16 protein-coding genes and 1 rRNA gene are annotated in these 21,025 nt (G+C 73.3%); 8 read left to right on the top strand and 9 right to left on the bottom strand.

The window, feature by feature from the left end:
• Nucleotides 1-429 (top strand): Rv3235 family protein (locus ABEB07_RS14140; protein ID WP_345668629.1); only part of this gene is annotated, 429 nt, incomplete at its 5' end.
• Nucleotides 430-676: 247 nt separating this feature from the next.
• Here the strand turns inward: ABEB07_RS14140 and secA are convergent.
• Nucleotides 677-3,493: a preprotein translocase subunit SecA gene (gene secA / locus ABEB07_RS14135; protein WP_176149225.1), complete on the bottom strand. Its 2,817-nt coding sequence runs from the start codon at nt 3,491-3,493 to the stop codon at nt 677-679.
• A gap of 271 nt (nt 3,494-3,764) precedes the next feature.
• On the opposite strand from secA, the gene ABEB07_RS14130 reads away from it, so the two are divergent.
• Nucleotides 3,765-4,334: a GNAT family N-acetyltransferase gene (locus tag ABEB07_RS14130; protein WP_345668628.1), complete on the top strand. Its 570-nt coding sequence runs from the start codon at nt 3,765-3,767 to the stop codon at nt 4,332-4,334.
• A 91-nt stretch (nt 4,335-4,425) separates the two neighbouring features.
• Entirely contained in the window at nt 4,426-5,601 is a 1,176-nt protein-coding gene (locus tag ABEB07_RS14125) for a winged helix-turn-helix domain-containing protein (protein ID WP_176149227.1), read from the top strand.
• A gap of 54 nt (nt 5,602-5,655) precedes the next feature.
• Here the strand turns inward: ABEB07_RS14125 and ABEB07_RS14120 are convergent, their stop codons facing one another.
• The 7 genes from ABEB07_RS14120 to mtnA form a co-directional block, all read right to left on the bottom strand.
• Nucleotides 5,656-6,399: a response regulator gene (locus tag ABEB07_RS14120; protein ID WP_164587157.1), complete on the bottom strand. Its 744-nt coding sequence runs from the start codon at nt 6,397-6,399 to the stop codon at nt 5,656-5,658.
• 321 nt (nt 6,400-6,720) lie between these two features.
• Nucleotides 6,721-7,413, bottom strand: a complete 693-nt coding sequence (gene hpf, locus ABEB07_RS14115; protein ID WP_164587158.1) for a ribosome hibernation-promoting factor, HPF/YfiA family — start codon at nt 7,411-7,413, stop codon at nt 6,721-6,723.
• Nucleotides 7,414-7,735: 322 nt separating this feature from the next.
• Nucleotides 7,736-8,611, bottom strand: coding sequence for a ComF family protein (locus tag ABEB07_RS14110; RefSeq protein ID WP_345668627.1), 876 nt, complete (start codon nt 8,609-8,611; stop codon nt 7,736-7,738).
• 211 nt (nt 8,612-8,822) lie between these two features.
• Nucleotides 8,823-10,661 carry an LpqB family beta-propeller domain-containing protein gene (locus tag ABEB07_RS14105; RefSeq protein ID WP_345668626.1) on the bottom strand — a complete coding sequence of 613 codons (1,839 nt, stop codon included), beginning with the start codon at nt 10,659-10,661 and terminating at the stop codon, nt 8,823-8,825.
• Complete coding sequence (gene mtrB, locus ABEB07_RS14100; protein ID WP_345668625.1) at nt 10,651-12,726, bottom strand: MtrAB system histidine kinase MtrB; 2,076 nt, start codon at nt 12,724-12,726, stop codon at nt 10,651-10,653. The genes ABEB07_RS14105 and mtrB overlap by 11 nt, the downstream gene beginning before the upstream one ends.
• Before the next feature lies 1 nt (nt 12,727).
• Complete coding sequence (gene mtrA / locus ABEB07_RS14095) at nt 12,728-13,417, bottom strand: two-component system response regulator MtrA (RefSeq protein WP_009188938.1); 690 nt, start codon at nt 13,415-13,417, stop codon at nt 12,728-12,730.
• Between the two features lie 229 nt (nt 13,418-13,646).
• Nucleotides 13,647-14,792, bottom strand: a complete 1,146-nt coding sequence (mtnA, locus tag ABEB07_RS14090) for an S-methyl-5-thioribose-1-phosphate isomerase (RefSeq protein ID WP_345668623.1) — start codon at nt 14,790-14,792, stop codon at nt 13,647-13,649.
• 140 nt (nt 14,793-14,932) lie between these two features.
• Between mtnA and ABEB07_RS14085 the strand changes: the two genes are divergently transcribed.
• The 5 genes from ABEB07_RS14085 to ABEB07_RS14065 are packed head-to-tail and all read left to right on the top strand — an operon-like array spanning nt 14,933 to nt 20,672.
• Nucleotides 14,933-16,351: a glycerophosphoryl diester phosphodiesterase membrane domain-containing protein gene (locus ABEB07_RS14085; RefSeq protein WP_345668622.1), complete on the top strand. Its 1,419-nt coding sequence runs from the start codon at nt 14,933-14,935 to the stop codon at nt 16,349-16,351.
• A 4-nt stretch (nt 16,352-16,355) separates the two neighbouring features.
• Nucleotides 16,356-17,138, top strand: a complete 783-nt coding sequence (locus tag ABEB07_RS14080) for a DUF4129 domain-containing protein (protein ID WP_176149234.1) — start codon at nt 16,356-16,358, stop codon at nt 17,136-17,138.
• Entirely contained in the window at nt 17,135-18,373 is a 1,239-nt protein-coding gene (locus ABEB07_RS14075) for a DUF4350 domain-containing protein (protein ID WP_345668620.1), read from the top strand. Before ABEB07_RS14080 ends, ABEB07_RS14075 begins: the two co-directional genes overlap by 4 nt.
• Nucleotides 18,373-19,362, top strand: coding sequence for an AAA family ATPase (locus tag ABEB07_RS14070; protein ID WP_176149236.1), 990 nt, complete (start codon nt 18,373-18,375; stop codon nt 19,360-19,362). The genes ABEB07_RS14075 and ABEB07_RS14070 overlap by 1 nt, the downstream gene beginning before the upstream one ends.
• On the top strand, nt 19,362-20,672 hold the full coding sequence (locus ABEB07_RS14065; RefSeq protein WP_345668619.1) for a DUF58 domain-containing protein: 1,311 nt from the start codon (nt 19,362-19,364) through the stop codon (nt 20,670-20,672). The genes ABEB07_RS14070 and ABEB07_RS14065 overlap by 1 nt, the downstream gene beginning before the upstream one ends.
• 98 nt (nt 20,673-20,770) lie before the next feature.
• On the opposite strand, the gene rrf is transcribed toward ABEB07_RS14065, so the two are convergent.
• Nucleotides 20,771-20,887 (bottom strand): 5S ribosomal RNA (rrf, locus tag ABEB07_RS14060).
• Nucleotides 20,888-21,025 lie beyond the last annotated feature (138 nt).

The raw sequence follows: 21,025 nt of genomic DNA, 5'->3' as shown, positions 1-21,025 counted from the left end.
CCGCATCCCGGACGCGCCCCGCCCCGCGCGCCGGCCCCCGGCCGCCCCCCGGGCCCGCCGCGGTACGCCACCGACGCCGCCACCGGTCTGCGTCCGGTCCCGCACCCGGTCACCAGCGACCTCTTCGCCGACCGGCTGCTGGCCGTGCTGAGCGGACAGCGGCCGGTCCACTGGATGCTCCGGCACACCGCCGGCCGCGCCTACGACGAACTCGCCCGGCTCGCCGAACGCGGCCCCCTGCGCACCCGCGGCGCCCGCCCCGTCGTCCGCGACATCGGCTACTACGAGGCCCGCCCGGACGCCCTGGAGGTCTTCGCCCGCATCGGCGCCGGCCCCCAGCTCCGCGCCCTCGCCTTCCGCCTGGAACAGGGCCGGGACCACCGCTGGCGCTGCACCGCGGTAGAACTGGGCGGCCCCCGCGACACGTGATCCGAGCCCGCAGCCGCGGGCAGCACTCCCCTCCGTAGCCGCGGGCAGCACCCCCCTTCGTAGCTGCGGGCATACGTGCCGCTGGGGCGGCACGGGTGGGCGCGGCGGCACCCCCTGCGCGGGGCCGGCGCTCCTCACCCCCGGCCCAGCTGCCGCCGGGTCACCCACGAACCCCGGCAGGGCACGTGAAGGGGCCGGGTGCTTCGAGCACCCGGCCCCGTCAACCACCGCTCACCCGCGGCGGCGGCTACTTCTTCCGGCGCCGCCCGGCCTTCGCCTGCTTGCGCCGCTCCGCCCGGGTCAGCCCGTCCGACTCCGACCGCACCGGCTCGTCGTCGCTGGCGAACTCACCCTCGACGACACCGCCCTCACCGTCCACCGTGGGAGCGGAGAAGTGCAGCTCCCGCCGCTGCGGAGCGTCGAGCCCCTTCGCCCGGATCTCCGGCCGCGCACCCGCCTGGGCCGGCACCGCGTCCTGCGGCGCCTTCTCCAGGGACGGCGCGGCGTCCTCCACCGGGACCTCCTCGACCTGCTGCTCGACCTGGACCTCCAGGTTGAACAGGTAGCCGACGGACTCCTCCTTGATGCCGTCCATCATCGCGGAGAACATGTCGAAGCCCTCGCGCTGGTACTCGACCAGCGGGTCCTTCTGCGCCATCGCGCGCAGGCCGATGCCCTCCTGGAGGTAGTCCATCTCGTAGAGGTGCTCGCGCCACTTGCGGTCCAGGACCGACAGCACGACCCGCCGCTCCAGCTCACGCATGATCTCCGAGCCGAGCTGCGCCTCGCGCGCCTCGTACTGCTCGCGGATGTCGTCCTTGACGGAGTCGCCGATGAACTCGGCCGTCAGGCCCGCGCGGTCGCCGGCCGCCTCCTCCAGCTCCTCCACGGTGACCTTCACCGGGTACAGCTGCTTGAAGGCGCCCCACAGCCGGTCCAGGTCCCAGTCCTCCGGGAAGCCCTCGGCGGTCTCGGCGCCGACATAGGCGTCGATGGTGTCGTTCATGAAGTGCTGCACCTGCTCGTGCAGGTCCTCGCCCTCCAGGACGCGGCGCCGCTCGCCGTAGATGACCTCGCGCTGGCGGTTGAGGACCTCGTCGTACTTCAGGACGTTCTTGCGGGTCTCGAAGTTCTGCGTCTCCACCTGCGACTGCGCGGAGGCGATCGCGCGCGTGACCATCTTGTTCTCGATCGGCACGTCGTCGGGGACGTTCGCCATCGACATCACGCGCTCGACCATCTGCGCCTTGAACAGCCGCATCAGGTCGTCGCCCAGGGAGAGGTAGAAGCGGGACTCGCCCGGGTCGCCCTGACGGCCGGAGCGGCCGCGCAGCTGGTTGTCGATGCGGCGCGACTCGTGCCGCTCGGTGCCCAGGACGTAGAGCCCGCCGAGCTTCTCGACCTCGTCCTTCTCGGCCTTGACCGCCGCCTCGGCCTTCTCCAGGGCCGCGGGCAGGGCGGCGGCCCACTCCTCGATGTGCTCCTCGGGGTCGAGGCCGCGCTGGCGCAGCTCCGCCTCGGCGAGGTCCTCGGGGTTGCCGCCGAGCTTGATGTCCGTACCGCGGCCGGCCATGTTGGTCGCGACCGTCACGGCGCCCTTGCGGCCGGCCTGGGCGACGATGGACGCCTCCCGCTCGTGCTGCTTGGCGTTGAGCACCTCGTGCTGGATGCCGCGCTTGCTGAGCTGCTGCGAGAGGTACTCGGACTTCTCGACCGAGGTGGTGCCGACCAGGATCGGCTGGCCCTTCTCGTGCTTCTCGGCGATGTCGTCCACGACCGCCTCGAACTTGGCGATCTCGGTGCGGTAGATCAGGTCCGACTGGTCCTTGCGGATCATCGGCTTGTTCGTCGGGATCGGGACCACGCCGAGCTTGTAGATCTGGTGGAACTCGGCGGCCTCGGTCATCGCCGTACCGGTCATGCCGCAGAGCTTGCTGTAGAGGCGGAAGAAGTTCTGGAGGGTGATCGTGGCGAGCGTCTGGTTCTCGTCCTTGATGTCCACCCCTTCCTTCGCCTCGATCGCCTGGTGCATGCCCTCGTTGTAGCGGCGGCCGGCGAGGATACGGCCGGTGTGCTCGTCGACGATCATGACCTCGCCGTCGATGACGACGTAGTCCTTGTCCTTCTTGAACAGTTCCTTCGCCTTGATGGCGTTGTTCAGGTAACCCACGAGCGGGGTGTTCACCGACTCGTAGAGGTTGTCGATGCCCAGCCAGTCCTCGACCTTGGCGACGCCGGACTCGTGGATGGCGACGGTGCGCTTCTTCTCGTCGACGTCGTAGTCGCCGGTCTCCTCGACGCCCTTGAGCGGGTTGCCCGCCTCGCCCTTCTTCAGCCGGGTGACCAGCTTGGCGAAGTCGCCGTACCACTTGGTGGCCTGGTCGGCCGGGCCGGAGATGATCAGCGGCGTACGGGCCTCGTCGACCAGGATGGAGTCGACCTCGTCCACGACGGCGAAGTTGTGCCCGCGCTGCACCAGTTCGTCCTTCGACCACGCCATGTTGTCGCGCAGGTAGTCGAACCCGAACTCGTTGTTCGTGCCGTAGGTGATGTCGCAGGCGTACTGCTCGCGGCGCTGGGCCGGCGTCATGTTGGCGAGGATGCAGCCGACCTCCAGGCCCAGGAACCGGTGGACGCGGCCCATCATCTCGGAGTCGCGCTCGGCCAGGTAGTCGTTGACCGTGACGATGTGCACGCCGTCGCCGGACAGCGCGTTCAGGTACGCGGGCAGCGTGCCGACCAGGGTCTTGCCCTCACCGGTCTTCATCTCGGCGACATAGCCCAGGTGCAGGGCGGCGCCGCCCATCAGCTGCACGTCGTAGTGGCGCTGGCCGAGAACCCGCTTGGCGGCCTCGCGGACGGTGGCGAACGCCTCGGGCAGCAGGTCGTCCAGGCTCTCCCCGTCCGCGTAGCGCTGCCGGTACTCGTCGGTGAGGGCGCGCAGCTCGGCGTCGGAGAGGCCGACGAAGTCCTCTTCGATGGAGTTCACCTGGCCCGCGATGCGGTGCAGTTTGCGCAGGATCTTGCCTTCGCCTGCACGCATGATCTTCGAGAGGACGGACACGGGGGTTGGTCTCCTTGCCGGTCGGGCCTGGGACGGTCGGTTTCCATTTGACTTGACTGAGCAACGGCCATCGTATGCGAGGACCCCGCCACGCCGGGAGGGCCTGCCGCGACGGCACGCGTCCACTGTGGTGCGTCGCCTTCACCCAGGACAACGGACCAGGACCGCCGATGGTGCCGCGTCGCCCCGGTGAATCGCGCGAAGGGCGACCGGCTGCTCACACGCCGCGAAAGCGGTGGCGTCCGCGCGCGCCCCCGCGCAGAATCGGCCGATGGAACCCGCCGTGCTCACCACCGACCGTCTCCTGCTGCGCACCGTCGGCGCCGCGGACACCGCCGCCGTGTACGCCGCCGCGCAGGCCCCGGACATCCAGCGCTGGACCACGATCCCCTCCCCCTACCTCTACGAGCACGCGCGGGGCTTCGTCGAGCAGCAGGTTCCCGAGGGCTGGGCGGACGGTTCGATGTGCACCTTCGGCGTCTTCCTGCCGCACGGTGAGCTGGCGGGCATGCTCGGCGTCACGATGCGCTCCCCGGGGGCGGCCGAGATCGGCTTCTGGGCGGTGAAGGAGCACCGCGGCAACGGTTACGTCGCCGAGGCCGCCGGCGCCGCCGCCCGCTGGGCCTTCACCCACCTCGGCGTCGACCGCCTGGAGTGGCGCGCCGAGGTGGGCAACCGGGCCTCGCGCGCGGTGGCGGAGCGGGCCGGCTTCACCGTGGAGGGCACGCTGCGCTCCGCGCTCGACAACAACGGGGCGCGGCGGGACTGCTGGGTGGGCTCCCTGCTCCCCTCCGACCTGGGCCTCGCCTCGGCGGCGCCGTATCTCCCCGCGCGCGCGTGAGCGCCTCTCTCCCCGCGCGCGTGAGCGCCTCCGGTGGGGATTTCCGCAGCTCGGCCCGTGCTGTCGGTGCGGCCGCCTATCGTGCTCAGTCATGACCTCGCTCCCGCGCCCCACCACCGACCTCTCGGCGGACGAAGCCCGCCGGATCGCCCTGCGCGCCCAGGGATTCCTCGGCGCTCCCGACCGGCGCTCGGGCGTCCGGGGCGTCCTGCGCCACCTCGGCGCGGTCCAGCTCGACACCATCTCGGTCCTCGCCCGCTCCCACGAGCTGATCCCCTACGCCCGGCTCGGCGCGGTGGGCCGCCAGGCCGTCGAACGCGCCTACTGGACTGACGCCCACGCCTTCGAGTACTGGTCGCACGCCGCCTGCGTCCTGCCCATCGAGGAGTGGCCGCACTTCGCCTTCCGCCGCCGCGCCTACCGCGCCCGCCCGCACTGGGGCCACGAGCTGCCCGAGGGCGTCTACGACCAGGTCGTCAAGCAGCTGCGCGCCGAGGGCCCGCTGACCGCCACCGAGCTGGGCGGCGCCAAGAAGACCAGCGACTGGTGGGACTGGTCCGGCACCAAGGTCGCCGTGGAGCGCGCCCTGATGTACGGCGAGGTGGTCTGCGTCGAGCGGCGCGGCTGGAAGCGGGTCTACGACCTCGCCGAGCGCGCGGTCCCGGCGGAGCTGCTGCACGACGAGCTGGACGACGCCGAGTGCCTGCGCCGGCTGGTCCGGCTGGCCGGCCAGTCCCTCGGCGTGGGCACGCGCGCGGACATCGCCGACTACCACCGCCTCAAGGGCGAGCAGGTCGACGCGGTGATAGAGGGTTCGGGCCTGGTCCCGGTGACGGTCGAGGGCTGGGCCAAGCCGGCCTGGGCGGACCCGGCCGCCCTGGCGACGCCCCCGCGCGGCCGGCACCGCACCACGCTGCTGTCGCCGTTCGACTCCCTGGTCTGGGAGCGGGCGCGCACCGAGCGGATCTTCGGCTTCACCCACCGCCTGGAGGCCTACGTCCCCAAGCCGAAGCGGGTGCACGGCTACTTCGCCATGCCGGTGCTCGCCGGAGGCCGGCTCGTCGGCCGGGTGGACCCCGCCCGCGAGGGCCGCACGCTGGTGGCCCGGCAGATCACCCTGGACGGCGCCCGCGCCGTGCCGTCCGTCGCCCAGGCGCTCGTCGAGGCGGCGAGCTGGGTGGACTGCACGGACGTACGCGTCGAACGCGTGGACGCCCCCGAACTGCGCGAGCCCCTCGTCCTGGAACTCGCCCGCGCCCTGGCCTGAGCCGGTCTGCGAGCCGGTCTCCGAGCCGGGGCGGGGCCCTGCCGGGGTTCGGGGTCAGCGGATCTCGAGGATCTTCTCGCGCATCGCGTAGACCACCGCTTCCATCCTGGAGTGCAGCTGGAGCTTCTCCAGGATGTTGCGGACGTGGTTCTTCACGGTGTTCTCCGAGATGAACAGCTCCTTGGCGATGTCCCGGTTGTTCATCCCGGTGGCGACGAGCTTGAGGACCTCCAGCTCGCGGTCGGTCAGCCGGGGCGCGGGCACCAGGCGGCGCTCGTCGGTGCGCTGGATCATCGACTTGAACTCGGTGAGCAGCTTCGACGCCATGGACGGGCTGATCTGCGACTGGCCGTCGGCCACCGCGCGGATGGCGGTGGCCACCTCGTCGGTGGAGATCTCCTTGAGGAGGTAGCCGGTGGCGCCGGCCTTGATGGCGTCGTAGAGGTCGGCTTCCTCGTCGCTGATCGTCAGCATGATGATCTTCGCGCTGGGGGCCACCTCCTTGAGGGAGGTGCACGCCTCGATCCCGCCGCGCTTGGGCATCCGGACGTCCATCAGCACAATGTCGGGCAGCAGGTCGGCGGCCTTGTCGACGGCCTCGGCGCCGTCGCCCGCCTCGCCGACGACCTGGATGTCCTCCTCGGCGGCGAGCACGATCTCCAGTCCGCGCCGGAAGAGGGCGTGGTCGTCCACGACGAGGACCCTGATCGGTTCGGCGCGGGACGCGTCCGGGTCGGGGCCCGTCCCGGCGACGCCGTCGGCGTCCTCGTCCGCCGGCGGTCCGAAGCTGTCCGTCATCGTTGTTCCTCCCCCTGAGGCTGTGGCCTGGTGTGCGGTGCCGTGGCCAACCCAAGGCAACGGCCCAGCGGTTGGGCCGTTGCGGCCATGATTCCATGTCCGGTCGGCACCGAGGTGACCAAGCCGGGGGCGCGACCGGGGCGCGCGGGGGTCGCACACCGGTGCCCCTGGGGCGCACGCGCGCTCCAGGGGCACCGCTCGACTGTCGGCCGGGCGGGTCCGGCCGGGGTCAGTCAGGTTCCGTCAGTCGGGTTCAGCCGTCAGCCGCGGCCGGGGTCGGCCGTGGGCCGTGGGCCGGGCCGGGCCGGGGGGCGGCCGGGGTCAGCCGCCCAGCGTCCCGCCCGCGTCGGGCGAGGGCTCCTCGGCGACCATCGTGTCCGTACTCAGGTGGATCACGCCGTAGTCGTAGGCGTGCCGCCGGTAGACGACGCTGGGCTCCTTGGTCTCGGAGTCGACGAACAGATAGAAGTCGTGCCCGACCAGCTCCATCTCGTAGAGAGCCTGGTCGAGGGTCATCGGAGCGGCGACGTGGGTCTTCTCGCGGACGACGAGGGGTCCGTCCCCCTGCACCTCCAGCGAGCCGACCTTCTTGGTGGGCACCTGGTCCGCCTCGTCCTGGCCGACGACCAGGCCGTCGCCGTTCAGCGTCGCCGCGCCCGGGACGTGGTCGGCCACCTCGGCCGCCGGGATCCGGCGCGCACCGCGGCGCGAGAAGCGCTTGTCGTGCTGCTTGCGCAGCCGGGCGCCGAGCTTCTCCGCCGCCATGTCGAGCGCCGCGTAGGGATCACTGGCCGCTGCCTCCGCCCGGATCACCGGACCGCGGGAGCGGAGCGTGATCTCCACTCGGTCGGACCGGTCGGCCTGTCGGGGGTTGGGCTCCTTGGACACCTCGACGTCGAGGCTGATCACCTTGCCATCGAGCTTCTGGATCTTCTCCAGGTTCAGCTTGTCGGCCACGTGCTTGCGGAACCGCTCGGGCACCTCGGTCTTGCGGCCCTTGACGACGATGTCCACGCAGAACTCCGTTCCCGGATCGCTCCGCTTCGACGGCGGAGCGTCTCCCTTTCGCACCCGGTTCCGGTCAGGTCCGGAACCTCGGACTCGGTGACGTACACCTCCTCCTCCCCCGCGGGCGAGATCTCCACCCTGCCGGCGGGCGATTGCGGGAAAAAATTCCGCGAACACGCTGCACGGCATTCCGATATGACGGGAGCGGCCTGCGCCTTTCCCCTCACCACCGAACATATCTCGCCCGGACGGATGACGTCACCCTCTACTGCGGCGTACCTCCGTTCAGGTGAATTACCCCTGCTATCAGCTGCAACGACGCACGTTCTCAGTCAGTTCCTGTGTTTATTCCGAAGGAAACCGGCGACGACGCCACGACGGCCGCGCAGATCACTTCGCCGACGCCGTACGCGCCCGCCCTTTCCGATGCTCCGTACATCGGGTTTCCCTCCTCTCCCCGTCGTGTTCCCGAGTTCCGTAGCACCATCCCTTCCCGGGCGCGCGCGGTGTACACGGCCGATGACACCGCGCGTGCCGCCTCCGTCAACGACGCGCCCGTCGTCATCAGGTCGTCCACCAGCACGACCGGCCCGCGCCGCAGCAGGCGCACACCGCCCGGCGCCACCTCCAGCGCACCGGCCAGGTTGGCCTGCCGCTGCCGGGAGTCCAGTCCCGCCTGGTCGGCCACCGCACGCCGCTGCCGCAGCACCGCCGGCGCCCGGGCAGGCGTCCCCGTCCGGCGCAGCTCGGCGGCCGCCGCGAGCGCGATCCGCCGCGCCGGATCGTGCCCCCGCGCCCGCACGGCACGCCGCGCCGACGGCACGGGAACCAGCAGCACGGGCCCCACGCCCCCGTACCCGGCGCCGCGCGCGGCCGTCGCGCCCACCGCCCCGGTCCACCGCAACCCGGCCCACCGAAGCCCGGCCAGCACCGCGCCCGCCAGCGCCGCGCCCAGCGGAGCCGCGAGGGACAGCGCGCCGCGCTCCTTGTGGGCGAGGAGCACGGCCCGCACCTCGTCCGCGTAGGGCGCCGCCGCGTGCACGGCGGGCAGCCCGGACGGCTCCGGCGTCGGCCGCACCCACCGCGGCCCGGACCCGCGCAGGACGGCACGGCACCGGGGGCACAGCACCGTGCGCGGCCTGCCGCACCCCGCGCAATCGGCCGGCAGCACCAGGTCGGTGAGGTCCTGCCACCACCCGTGCACACCTCCACTGTGCCCACGCGGCACGGCCTCGGCCACCCCTGTGGACAACGCGCCCCACAAGCCTGTGGACAACTCCGCCCACGCTTCCCGACCGTTCACTCACACGAGTGAGGCCACAGTCGAGAAGCGCGGGCGGGAGGCACGAGCGGGGAGCGAGTGCGAGACGAGCGCGGCGAGAACGACGGGGACGACGGGGACGACGGGGACGACGTCACCCGGGATAGACCGGCGCCGCCCCCTCCTTGAGCACCTTCTGCCACTGCGCCCCGGCCGGCAGCCGCACGATGCCGTCCGCCGACGAGTACGCCACCAGCGGCAGCCGGTCGTCCTCGGACGCGGCGATCGACCGCACCCCGGTGAGCGCGGCCGGCGTCGGCCCCTCGGGCGTGGAGCCGTCGACCTGGACGTACCGCATCGTCTGGACGCCGCCCTGTTCCTGCCCGGCCACCACGAGCCGGCTGTCGCCCGCCCACGACATGGCGGTGACGTCCTCCAGCTCGGGCGCGGCGGGCCGCAGCTCCAGCACCGACACCGCCGGCCGGTCGCCGCTCGTGTCGCGCTCGATCCGGCCGACGACCAGTGAGCTGTTGCCGTCCTCGTGCTGGACGACCAGCGCTATGCGCACCCCGTCGGCGGCCACCCGCACCGCGTCGACGCGCCCGTCGAGTCCGGGCACCGTCACCTCGACGGGACGCCCGGCACCCTGCTCCAGCACCAGCAGCCGCGGCCGTGAGGGATCGCGGTCGGCCACCCACAGATCACCGCGCGCGTCCCAGCTGGGCGCGGTCAGCCGGTCGTCCTCGGTGGCGCCCCGGCTCGTCAGCACGGGGTCGCCGAGCGGGCCGCCCGACACCAGCGATCCGACGAACAGCGACTTCTTGTCGAAGCCGATCCCGGCCGCGGTGCGCTCGTCCCACGACACGGCCGCCGAGCTGAGTTTCTGCGCGCCCTCGCCCAGCGCGCCCGGCACCGGTTCGGCGCCCGTCACGGCGCTGCCGCCGGACATCCGCACCAGGCGGCGCTTGTCGTCGAGGAGGTACAGGTACTCGGGCCGCTTCTCGGAGCCGCGCGCGGCGACGGCCCGCGCCTGGTCCTCGCCGAGCGCGCACAGCGTCTGCCCGTCCGCCCCCTGCAAGGTCACCGCGTCCACGGTCGGCGTCAGGTTCTGCAGCGTGAACAGCAGCTGGGTCGCCATCTCCGAGCACCGCGCGCCGCCGACCCGGGACGCCTTCACGTCCAGCGGCACCGTCAGCCGGTTCTGGTCGTCGGGCGACAGGGCGGTGACGCCCTTGCGCAGCGCCGCACCGGTCGGGAAGCTCGACCGGACCACCGGCCGCAGCCAGTGCGTGGGACCGGCCAGGACGGAGCGCACCGTCTGCGTCATCGCGTCCACCCGCCGGCGCACGAAGACGGGGTCGGCGACGGCCGTCGCCGGCGTCCCCGCCACGGCCCTGGTGTTGGAGGCGAAGTAGTACTTGTTGACGGACATGTAGTTGCGCTGGAAGTCCGACTGGCCCATGACGACGCCCTGCGGCGGCGCGTCGATGCGCCACTGCTCGGTCTTCTTGTCCCGCGTCAGGTGCACCGCCTGCCCGTAGTGCCCCTCCAGCGGCGCGTACGACTGCTGCCGGTCCACCCGGGCCACCTTGCTGCCGGTCAGCGTGACCCCGTAGTCACCGGCGTCCTCGCGTCCGGCCGAGCGCTCGGTGCGGATGTCCGGCCCGTTGGCGAGGACGGTCGTGGACTCCTCCGGGTCCCACTGCCGCGAGGCCGCCGCGGTCAGATACTGGCGCGCCGTCGCGTACGTGGGGTCGTCGCTGGTCAGCGCCTCCAGGAAGCCCTGCACGATCTCCGCGGGCGGGGCGTCCTCACGCGGCGGCATGGCGAACACCCGTACCTCGGCGTCCTGGCGCTGGGTGGACTCCACGTCGCGCAGGTCGCCGCTGTCGGGCATCGAGGCGCACCCGGCCAGCAGAACCGTCCCACAGGCGGCGTACGCCACCGCGCGCATCGGCCGACGCCGCGCGCCCCCCTCGCGCTCAGCGCCCACGAAATGCCTCCCCTTGCTGCTGCGCGTCCCGCACCCCGGCTCCCTCCGGGTCCGCGGAGCCCGCGCTCCGTTCCTTGGCCGCCTCCGCGCCGGGCGCCGTCTCCGGCCGCCGGCCGCCCGAGGCGGGCCGGGGCACCACGCGCGCGCCGTTGCCGGGCAGCGCCGTCGGGTCGGCGGTGGGCGCCTGCACGGCCGGGCGGGCCGCTATCGGGTCCCGGCCCGGTGCCGACCGCTCGCCGGAGGGCTGCACCGGCACGGTGGCCGGCTTGGCACCGTCCTTGGCGGCGGCGTCGCCCAGCCCCCGGTTGCGGCGCGAGTCCTTGGGTTCGAGCGGGATCGGCGAGCCGCGCAGCGGTTCGTCCGCCGTCCGGGGCAGCGTCAGCCGGAACTGCGAGCCGCCGCCCGGCTCGCCCCACGCCTGGAGCCAGCCGCCGTGCAGCCGCGCGTCCTCCAGGGCGATGGACAGCCCGAGGCCTGTGCCGCCGGTGGTCCGCGCGCGTGCCGGGTCGGCGCGCCAGAAGCGGCTGAAGACGCGGGTCGCCTCGCCCGGCTTGAGCCCGACGCCGTAGTCGCGGACCGCGACGGCGACCGCGCCGCCCGCCGCGGCGAGCTTGACGACGACGTCCCGGCCCTCGCCGTGCTCGACGGCGTTGACGACGAGGTTGCGCAGGACGCGCTCCAGGCGGCGCGCGTCGGCCTCGGCGACGACGGGCTGCTGGTCGCCGACGACGCGTATCAGGGTGCCCTTGCGCTCGGCGAGCGGTTCGGCCCCGCTGACCACCCGCCGTACGACCTCGCGCAGGTCGATCGCGTCGGCGTCCAGCGCGGCGGCGCCCGCGTCGAAGCGGCTGATCTCCAGCAGGTCGGCGAGCAGCGACTCGAACCGGTCCACCTGGTCCAGCAGGAGTTCCGCCGAACGGGCGGTGACCGGGTCGAAGTCCTCGCGCGCCTCGTGGATGACGTCGGCGGCCATCCGCACGGTCGTCAGCGGCGTACGCAGCTCGTGCGAGACGTCGGAGACGAAACGGCGCTGCATCCGCGACAGGTCCTCCAGCTGGTTGATCTTCAGCTGGAGGTTCTGCGCCATCTTGTTGAAGGCCTCGCCGAGCCGGGCGATGTCGTCCTCGCCGGTGACCTTCATCCGCTCCTGGAGCCGGCCGGCCGACAGCCGCTCGGCGATGCCGGCCGCCATCCGCACGGGCGTGACGACCTGGCGCACCACGAGCCAGGCGATGGCGCCGAGCAGGACGACGACGAACAGGCCCGCCGTCGCCAGCGTCCCCTTGACCAGGCTGAGCGACTTCTCCTCCTGGCTGAGCGGGAAGAGGTAGTACAGCTGGTACGGGTCGCCGTTGGGGTCGTTGACCTGCTTGCCGATGACCAGCGCGGGCTGCGGATTCTTGTCGGTGTCCTTGTAGATGATCCGGGTGTAGCTCTGGGCGGCGGTCATGCTGCCGTTGATCCGCGCCCGCAGGTCCTCGGGGACGCTCGCGGCGGGGTCCACCCGGCCGGAGGCGCGCGGGCCGCGGCCGCCGGTGCCGTCGTCGGTGGGCAGCGTGACCACGTCGAAGGCGCCCTGGCCGCCGCTGGAGAGCGAGGAGACCAGCTCGCTCATCCACGAGATGAGGTTCTGGGAGGCGCGGGCGTCACCGGAGGCGCCGTCGTCGGCGGTGCCGGCCGCGGCCTCGTCCGCCTTCTGCTTGGCGACCGCGAACCCGCCGGTGGCCTGGCTCTGCGACGCCTTCACCTTGGCGTCCAGCAGTCCGTTGCGCACCTGGCCGATCACGACGAAGCCCAGCAGCAGGACGACGCCGAGCGACATCAGCAGCGTGGTGGCGACGACCTTGAGCTGGATGTTGCGCCGCCACAGCCGCATGACCGGCAGCAGCGGCCGGCGCACCCAGCGTATGAGCAGGCGCAGTACGGGGCTGCCCTGCACGCCTCCGTGCAGCAGCCCGCCCTCCAGGAGGCGTCCCCAGCGCGAACCCGCACCCGATCGGCCGACAGGCCGCCCCGTGCGGGTTCCGGACCGTCCGGACGCCGAAGCGGCACTGTCTCCGGTCATGTCAGCTGGGCCCGGCCTTGTAGCCGACACCGCGGACGGTCACCACGATCTCGGGCTTCTCCGGGTCCTTCTCGACCTTGGAGCGCAGCCGCTGGACGTGCACGTTGACCAGGCGCGTGTCCGCCGCGTGGCGGTAACCCCACACCTGCTCCAGCAGGACCTCGCGGGTGAACACCTGCCACGGCTTGCGGGCGAGCGCGACCAGCAGGTCGAACTCCAGCGGGGTCAGCGCGATCGACTGGCCGTCGCGCTTCACGGAGTGCCCGGCCACGTCGATGACGAGGTCGCCGATGGCCAGCTGCTCCGGCGCCGGCTCCTCCGACCTGCGCAGCCGCGCCCGGATACGGGCGACCAGCTCCTTGGGCTTGAACGGCTTCACGATGTAGTCGTCGGCGCCGGACTCCAGGCCCACGACGACGTCGACGGTGTCGCTCTTGGCCGTCAGCATCACGATCGGCACCCCGGACTCGGCCCGGATCAGGCGGCACACCTCGATGCCGTCCCGTCCGGGCAGCATCAGGTCCAGCAGCACCAGATCGGGCTTCGCCTCCCGGAAAGCGGCCAGCGCCTTGTCGCCGTCGGCCACAAACGACGGCTCGAAACCTTCACCACGCAGCACGATCCCGAGCATCTCGGCCAGTGCGGTGTCGTCGTCGACGACAAGGACTCGTCCCTTCATGAACGACATCATCCCATTCTCGTAACGGCTGCGAAGATCCAGGTGAGGCAGCTCACTGGCCTGTGACGATAGTCGTATCGAGCCGTCACTGTCTGCCCTCGCCCCGAGAACACCGCCGCGCGCCGAAACGGGAACGGAGGGTCCGTCCGGTCCGAGCCGGACCCCACGAGCCCGACCCGAACCAAACCGAACCCCACCGAACCGGTCCGGACCAGCCCGAACCGGTTCCGCACCGCAGGTCCTACGTGGCCGAAGCCGCCTGCCGCGACCGCGCGCACAGCTCGGCGAGCCCCTTGCCGGTCACCGGCGACAGCGCGCCCTCCTCGGTGACGATCGCGGTCACCAACTCGGCCGGGGTCACGTCGAACGCCGGGTTGTACGCCTGGGTGCCCAGCGGCGCCACCGGGATACCGCTGCCCGCCCCGGTCGCCGGCATCTGGGGGGCGATCAGCTCGGTCACCTCGTACCCGGGCCGCTGCTCTACCTCGATGGACCCCGCGTCCGGGGTGTCCAGATCCACCGTCGTCACCGGGGCCACCACGACGAACGGCACGTGGTGGTAGCGGGCGAGCACCGCCAGCGGATATGTGCCCACCTTGTTCGCCACCGAGCCGTCCGCCGCGATCCGGTCCGCGCCCACCAGCACCGCGTCCACCTCGCCGGCCGCGAACAGCGACCCCGCCGCGTTGTCGGTGAGCAGCGTGTACGCCAGATCGTTGCGGGCCGCCTCGTACGCGGTCAACCGCGCGCCCTGGAACAGCGGCCGGGTCTCGTCCACCCACAGCCTGCGCAGCCGCCCCGCCCGGTGCGCGGCGAGCGCCACCGCGAACGCCGTGCCCTCGCCGCCCGACACCAGCGAGCCGGTGTTGCAGTGGGTGAGGACGCGGTGCCCGCCGCCGGGCAGCAGCTCGTCCAGCAGCGCCAGCCCGTGCTCGGCCATCCGGGCGCTGGCCCGGGCGTCCTCCTGGTGCAGCTGCCGCGCCGCGGCCAGCGCCGCCGGGGCGGCCTGCCGCGGATCACCGGTACGGGCGAGCGCGGCCCGGTAGGCGGACTGCGCCCGGCGCACGCCCACGGACAGGTTCACCGCCGTGGGCCGGGCGCCGGCCAGCGCGGCGGCCGCGTCGTCCACCTCGAAGCCCCGGGCGGCGGCGAGCGCGACCCCGTACGCCCCCGCGATGCCGAGCAACGGCGCCCCGCGCACGGCCAGCGACCGGATCGCCTCGACCAGCGCGGGCGCGTCCGTGCACACCAGTTCGACCTCTTCGGCGGGCAGCCTGGTCTGGTCGAGGAGCACCACGACCGGACCCTCGGGCGGCTCCTCCCAGCGGATGGCCGGGGAACCCGCCGGCCGATTGTCCTCACGAGTCTGCGCGTACTGATCAGCCATGCCGTCAGTCTTCCCCGTATCCCCCGGACAATTGAAGCGCCACAGCCCCTACCGCTGCCGGACAGCCGAAGACCACCCCATGGCACGATGGCAGCCAACCTGCCGCCGCGACCGCGGACGGGCACCGTGAAGGAGCGACGATGAACGACACTCCGGGCTGGTCCTCGCCCGGATCCGCCCCGTCCGACGACCAGCGCCCCGGTACGTCCGGACCTGGCGACGCCGCCGAGCGCCCCGCTCCCGCGCAGCCCGCGGACCGGCCGGGCACGCCACCGGCGGGCTCCGGCGTGAAGTGGTCCAAGGAACAGCCGCCCCCCGGCCAGTGGTCCGCGCCCACCGGAACCCCGGCCGCACCGCCCTCCGGCCCGCCCGGCCCTCCCGGCCAGAGCGCACCCCCGCCGCCCCCCGCCCCCGGCTGGGGCACACCCCCTGCCGGCGGCGCCCCCGGCGGCTACGGCCCGCCCGGCCCCGGCGGCTACGGCGGCCCTGGCGGCCCCGGCTACGGCGCCCCCGGTTACGGAGTCCCCGGCGGCCACGGCCCCGGCTACGGCGCCTGGGGCGGAGGCTGGGGCGGACCGCCGCCCGCGGCCAAGCCCGGCGTGATCCCGCTGCGCCCGCTGGGCGTGGGCGAGATACTCGACGGCGCCGTCACCACCATGCGCACCCACTGGCGCGCCGTCCTCGGCATCTCCCTGGCCGTCGCGGTCGTCACCCAGATCGTCCTCATCCTGGTGCAACGCCTGATCCTCGGCACCACCAGCACCCAGGCGCTCAACGACCCGAACGCCACCAGCGGCGAACTGCTGCGCGCCATGCGCAGCGCGATGCTCGGCTCCGGCGTCGTCTTCCTGGTCTCCCTCATCGGCACCGTCCTGGCCACCGCCCTGCTCACCACGGCCACCAGCCGCGCCGTCCTGGGCAAGCCGGTCACCGTCGCCGAGGCCTGGCGCGACTCGCGCCCCCAGCTCCTCAGGCTCTTCGGCCTGATCCTCCTCCTGCTCGTCATCGGCCTCGGCGTCTTCGCCCTCGGTCTGCTGCCCGGCATCCTCGTCGGCCTGTCCGGTTCGCCCGTCGCGGGCACCGGCCTCGCCGCCCTGGGCGCCCTGGGCGCCGGCGCGGTGGCGATCTGGCTGGTGGTCCGCTTCTCGCTGGCCTCGCCCGCGCTGATGCTGGAGAAGCAGAGCGTCAGGAAGGCGATGAGCCGCTCGGTCAAACTGGTCAAGGGCGCCTGGTGGCGGGTCTTCGGCATCCAGCTGCTGGCCGCCGTCATCGCCGGCATCGTCTCCGCGGTGATCGTCATCCCGTTCGGCATCGTCGGCGCGGCGATGAGCGACGACGGCATCTCCGGCATGCTGAACGGCGACAGCAGCCTCAGCTGGACCTACCTCCTGGTCAGCGGGATCGGCGCGGTGATCGGCTCCATGATCAAGTTCCCGATCAGCGCCGGCGCCACCGTGCTCCTCTACATCGACCAGCGCATCCGCCGCGAAGCCCTCGACCTCGAACTGGCCCGCGCCGCCGGCGTCCAGAACCCCGCCACGCCCGCCTCGGGGAGCTGATGCGGTGAACTCGCCGGGGGGAGTTCTCACCGCGCTGCCCGCGCTCGGGCACACGGCCCACGAAGCCGTACGCCCCTTGCTGCCCGCCCACGCCGCCGCCCTGCTCAGCCAGGCGCGTTCCGACGGGGAACCCCCCGTCACCCTCCCGCGCGACCCCGCGCGGGAGGCGGCCCGGCGCGAGCTGTCCAAACGGATGTACCACGAGAACGACCCCGGCCTGCTGCGCCGCGCCCTCGACCACCTCTGGGACTGGCTCGACAAGCTGTTCGGCTCCGCGTCGGGCGTGACACCGGGCGGAGCGACCGGCCTCGTCATCGTCGTCGTGGCCGTCCTCGCGGTGCTGGGCGCCCTGTGGTGGCGTCTGGGCACCCCGCGCCGCGCACCCGTCTCGGCCCCCGCCCTCTTCGACGACCGCCCCCGCAGCGCCGCCGACCACCGCGCCGCCGCCGAGGCGCACGCCGCCCAGGGCCACTGGAACCAGGCCCTCCAGGAACGCATGCGCGCCCTCGTCCGCTCCCTGGAGGAACGCGCCCTCCTCGACACCCGCCCCGGCCGCACCGCCGACGAGGCCGCCGCCGAGGCCGGCCGCGCCCTGCCCGACCACACCGGCCGGCTGCACGCCGCCGCCCGGGACTTCGACGACGTCACCTACGGCGGCCGCGCCGCCACCGAGCAGGCGTACCGGCGCATCGCCGAACTCGACGACGAACTCCGGCGCACCCGCCCCCGCCTCACCGCCGGCGACCCCGCCACGGCCCCCCACACCCACCAGGGAGCCGCCGGATGACCGCCCCCACCGCAACCGGCACACCGGCCACCCCCACCGCGACCGGGACACCCTCCGCCGCCACCTCCGTCACCCCCACTGTCCGCCAGCGGTGGACCCGCGCCCGCGGCGTCCTCCTCGCCCTCGTCCTGCTGATCGCGGGCGCCCTCGCCCTCGCCGCACTGCGCTCCGCCGACCAGCACGGCCGCCTCGACCCGCGCTCCGCCGACCCCTACGGCAGCCGCGCCGTCGCCGCCCTCCTCGCCGACCACGGCGTGCGCACCCGCGTGGTCACCACCCTCGACCAGGCCCGCACCGCCGCCGGCCCGGACACCACCCTCCTCGTCGCCGCCCCCGACCTGCTCACCGACCACCAGCAGACCCTGCTGCACACGGCGACCACCGCCTCCGGCGCCCGCACCGTCCTCGTCGCACCCGACACGCCCTCCGTCGGCCGCCTCGCCCCCGGCGTCACCGCCGCCCCCGCCCCCAGCTACGACACCGCGCTCGCCCCCGCCTGCGCCCTGCCCGCCGCCCGCCGCGCCGGCACCGCGGAGACCGGCGGCATCCGCTACCGCTACGCCACCACCGCGCACGGCTCCGACGCCTGCTACCCGGCCGACGGCCTGCCCACCCTGCTGCGCGTCCCGCAGTCCCGGGGCGGCGACACCGTCCTCCTCGGCGCCCCCGACATCCTCTACAACGAGCGCCTCGCCCAGCAGGGCAACGCCTCGCTCGCCCTGCAACTCCTCGGCTCGCGCCCCCACCTCGTCTGGTACCTGCCCTCCCTCGCCGACGCCTCGGCCGCCCCCGACACCGGCGAGCGCGGCTTCTTCGACCTGCTCCCGTCCGGCTGGCTGTGGGCCGCCCTCCAGCTGTTCATCGCCGCCGCCCTGGCCGCCCTGTGGCGGGCCCGCCGGTTCGGCCCCCTCGTCCTCGAAAAACTCCCCGTCGCGATCCGCGCCTCCGAAACCGTCGAAGGCCGCGCCCGCCTCTACCGCAAGGTGAACGCCCGCGACCGCGCCGCCACCGCGCTGCGCACCACCACCCGTACCCGCCTCGCCCCCCTCGTCGGCGTCCCCGCCACCCAGGCGCACACGCCCGAGACCCTCCTCCCCGCGCTGTCCGCCCACCTCCACGGCGACGCGCGGCCCCTGCACGACCTCCTCTTCGGCCCGCCGCCCGGCGACGACGCGGCCCTCGTCTCCCTCGCCGACCGACTCGACGCCCTCGAAAGAGAGGTACGCCGTCCATGATGGACCCGACCACTGACAACGCCGGGCACACCGAGGACGCGGCCGCCGCCCGGTCCGCCCTCGAAGCCCTGCGCGCCGAGATCGCCAAGGCCGTGGTCGGCCAGGACCCCGCCGTGACCGGCCTCGTCGTCGCCCTCCTGTGCCGCGGCCACGTCCTGCTCGAAGGCGTCCCCGGCGTCGCCAAGACACTCCTCGTGCGCACCCTCGCCGCCGCCCTCGAACTCGACACCAAACGCGTCCAGTTCACCCCCGACCTGATGCCCGGCGACATCACCGGCTCCCTCGTCTACGACGCCCGCACCGCCGCCTTCTCCTTCCAGCCCGGCCCGGTCTTCACCCACCTCCTCCTCGCCGACGAGATCAACCGCACCCCGCCCAAGACCCAGTCCGCGCTGCTGGAGGCGATGGAGGAACGCCAGGTCACCGTCGACGGCAACCCGCGCCCACTCCCCGACCCCTTCCTGGTCATCGCCACCCAGAACCCCGTCGAGTACGAGGGCACCTACCCGCTGCCCGAAGCCCAGCTCGACCGCTTCCTCCTCAAACTCACCATCCCCCTGCCCTCCCGCCAGGACGAGATCGACGTCCTCACCCGTCACGCCGCCGGCTTCGACCCGCGCGACCTGCACGCCGCCGGCGTACGCCCCGTCGCCGGCCCCGCCGACCTCGACGCGGCCCGCACGGCCATCGCCAAGACCACCGTCTCCCCCGAGATCGCCGCCTACGTCGTCGACCTCTGCCGCGCCACCCGCGAATCGCCCTCCCTCACCCTCGGCGTCTCCCCGCGCGGCGCCACCGCCCTGCTCTCCACCGCCCGCGCCTGGGCCTGGCTGACCGGCCGCGACTACGTCATCCCCGACGACGTCAAGGCCCTCGCCCTGCCCACCCTGCGCCACCGCGTACAACTGCGCCCGGAGGCCGAGATGGAGGGCGTCACCACGGACTCGGTGATCAACGCGATCCTCGCCCACGTCCCGGTCCCCCGCTGATGGCCCTCACCGGACGCACCGCGCTCCTGGCGGCCCTCGGCTCCCTCCCCGTCGGCCTCTGGGACGCCGGCTGGACGGGCCTGCTCGCCGTGAACGCGCCCCTGGCCCTCGCCTGCGCCTGCGACTACGCCCTCGCCGCCCCGGTACGACGCCTCGGTCTGACCCGTTCCGGCGACACCTCCGCCCGCCTGGGCGACACCGCCGACGTCACCCTCACCGTCACCAACACCACCCGGCGCCCGCTGCGCGCCGACCTCCGCGACGCCTGGCCGCCCAGCAGTTGGCAGCCCGGCACGGAGACGACGGCCTCCCGCCACCGCCTGACGGCGCCTCCGGGCGAACGCCGCCGCCTCACCACCCGGCTGCGCCCCACCCGCCGCGGCGACCGCCAGGCCGACCGCGTCACCCTCCGCTCCTACGGCCCCCTCGGCCTCGTCTCCCGCCAGGGCGCCCACCAAGTCCCCTGGACGGTACGGGTGCTGCCGCCGTTCGCCAGCCGCAAGCACCTGCCGTCCAAGCTCGCCCGACTGCGCGAACTCGACGGCCGCACCAGCGTCCTGACCCGCGGTGAGGGCACGGAGTTCGACAGCCTGCGCGAGTACGTGCCCGGCGACGACACCCGTTCCATCGACTGGCGCGCCACCGCCCGCCAGACCACGGTGGCCGTGCGCACCTGGCGACCCGAACGCGACCGGCACATCCTGCTGGTCCTGGACACCGGCCGTACCGCCGCCGGCCGCGTGGGCGACGCACCGCGCCTGGACGCGGCCATGGACGCCGCGCTGCTGCTGGCGGCCCTCGCCTCCCGCGCGGGCGACCGCGTCGACCTGCTCGCCTATGACCGCCGGGTCCGCGCCCGGGTCCAGGGCCGCACCGGGAGCCACCTGCTGCCGGCTCTGGTCGACACCATGGCGACGCTGGAACCGGAACTCGTCGAGACGGACGCCCGGGGCCTGACGGCCACCGTCCTGCGCACGGCGCCCCGCCGTTCGCTGGTCGTCCTGCTCACCAGCCTGGACACAGCGCCTGTCGAAGAGGCCCTCCTGCCGGTGCTCCCCCAGCTGACGCAGCGCCACACGGTGCTGGTGGCCTCGGTAGCCGATCCGCAGGTCGCCGAGATGGCCGAGGCCCGGGGCTCGGTGGAGGCGGTCTACGAGGCCGCGGCGGCCGCCCGTGCGCGGACGGAACGGCGGCGCACCGCCGAACAGCTCCGCCGGCACGGTGTGACGGTGGTGGACGCGGTCCCGGACGACCTGGCGCCCGCACTCGCGGACGCCTACCTCGCTCTAAAGGCGGCCGGCCGTCTCTGAAGCCCGTCGGGGGGCGCAAGCCCCCTCGACCGCCTTTTCTCCGGCCTGTAAACGCAGAAAACCCCGCACCATACGGTGCGGGGTTTTCCCTAAAATTTGTTCGGCGGTGTCCTACTCTCCCACAGGGTCCCCCCTGCAGTACCATCGGCGCTGTAAGGCTTAGCTTCCGGGTTCGGAATGTAACCGGGCGTTTCCCTCACGCTATGACCACCGAAACACTATGAAACTGTCAACCGCACCACACCGTGACCTGGCATGGGGTTGTTCGTGGTTTCAGAACCAACTCAGAACCAACACAGTGGACGCGAGCAACTGAGGACAAGCCCTCGGCCTATTAGTACCGGTCACCTCCA

Source organism: Streptomyces similanensis (assembly GCF_039543625.1).
GTDB lineage: Bacteria > Actinomycetota > Actinomycetes > Streptomycetales > Streptomycetaceae > Streptomyces > Streptomyces similanensis.
This window is presented reverse-complemented; position numbering and strand designations above follow the sequence as displayed.

What these genes read in the sequence shown, in the direction of transcription:
- ABEB07_RS14130 (WP_345668628.1), top strand. Translation starts at nt 3,765, where the DNA reads ATGGAACCCGCCGTGCTCACCACCGACCGTCTCCTGCTGCGCACCGTC.
- ABEB07_RS14125 (WP_176149227.1), top strand. Translation starts at nt 4,426, where the DNA reads ATGACCTCGCTCCCGCGCCCCACCACCGACCTCTCGGCGGACGAAGCC.
- ABEB07_RS14120 (WP_164587157.1), bottom strand. Translation starts at nt 6,399, where the DNA reads ATGACGGACAGCTTCGGACCGCCGGCGGACGAGGACGCCGACGGCGTC.
- mtrB (WP_345668625.1), bottom strand. Translation starts at nt 12,726, where the DNA reads ATGACCGGAGACAGTGCCGCTTCGGCGTCCGGACGGTCCGGAACCCGC.
- mtrA (WP_009188938.1), bottom strand. Translation starts at nt 13,417, where the DNA reads ATGATGTCGTTCATGAAGGGACGAGTCCTTGTCGTCGACGACGACACC.
- mtnA (WP_345668623.1), bottom strand. Translation starts at nt 14,792, where the DNA reads ATGGCTGATCAGTACGCGCAGACTCGTGAGGACAATCGGCCGGCGGGT.
- ABEB07_RS14085 (WP_345668622.1), top strand. Translation starts at nt 14,933, where the DNA reads ATGAACGACACTCCGGGCTGGTCCTCGCCCGGATCCGCCCCGTCCGAC.
- ABEB07_RS14075 (WP_345668620.1), top strand. Translation starts at nt 17,135, where the DNA reads ATGACCGCCCCCACCGCAACCGGCACACCGGCCACCCCCACCGCGACC.
- ABEB07_RS14070 (WP_176149236.1), top strand. Translation starts at nt 18,373, where the DNA reads ATGGACCCGACCACTGACAACGCCGGGCACACCGAGGACGCGGCCGCC.
- ABEB07_RS14065 (WP_345668619.1), top strand. Translation starts at nt 19,362, where the DNA reads ATGGCCCTCACCGGACGCACCGCGCTCCTGGCGGCCCTCGGCTCCCTC.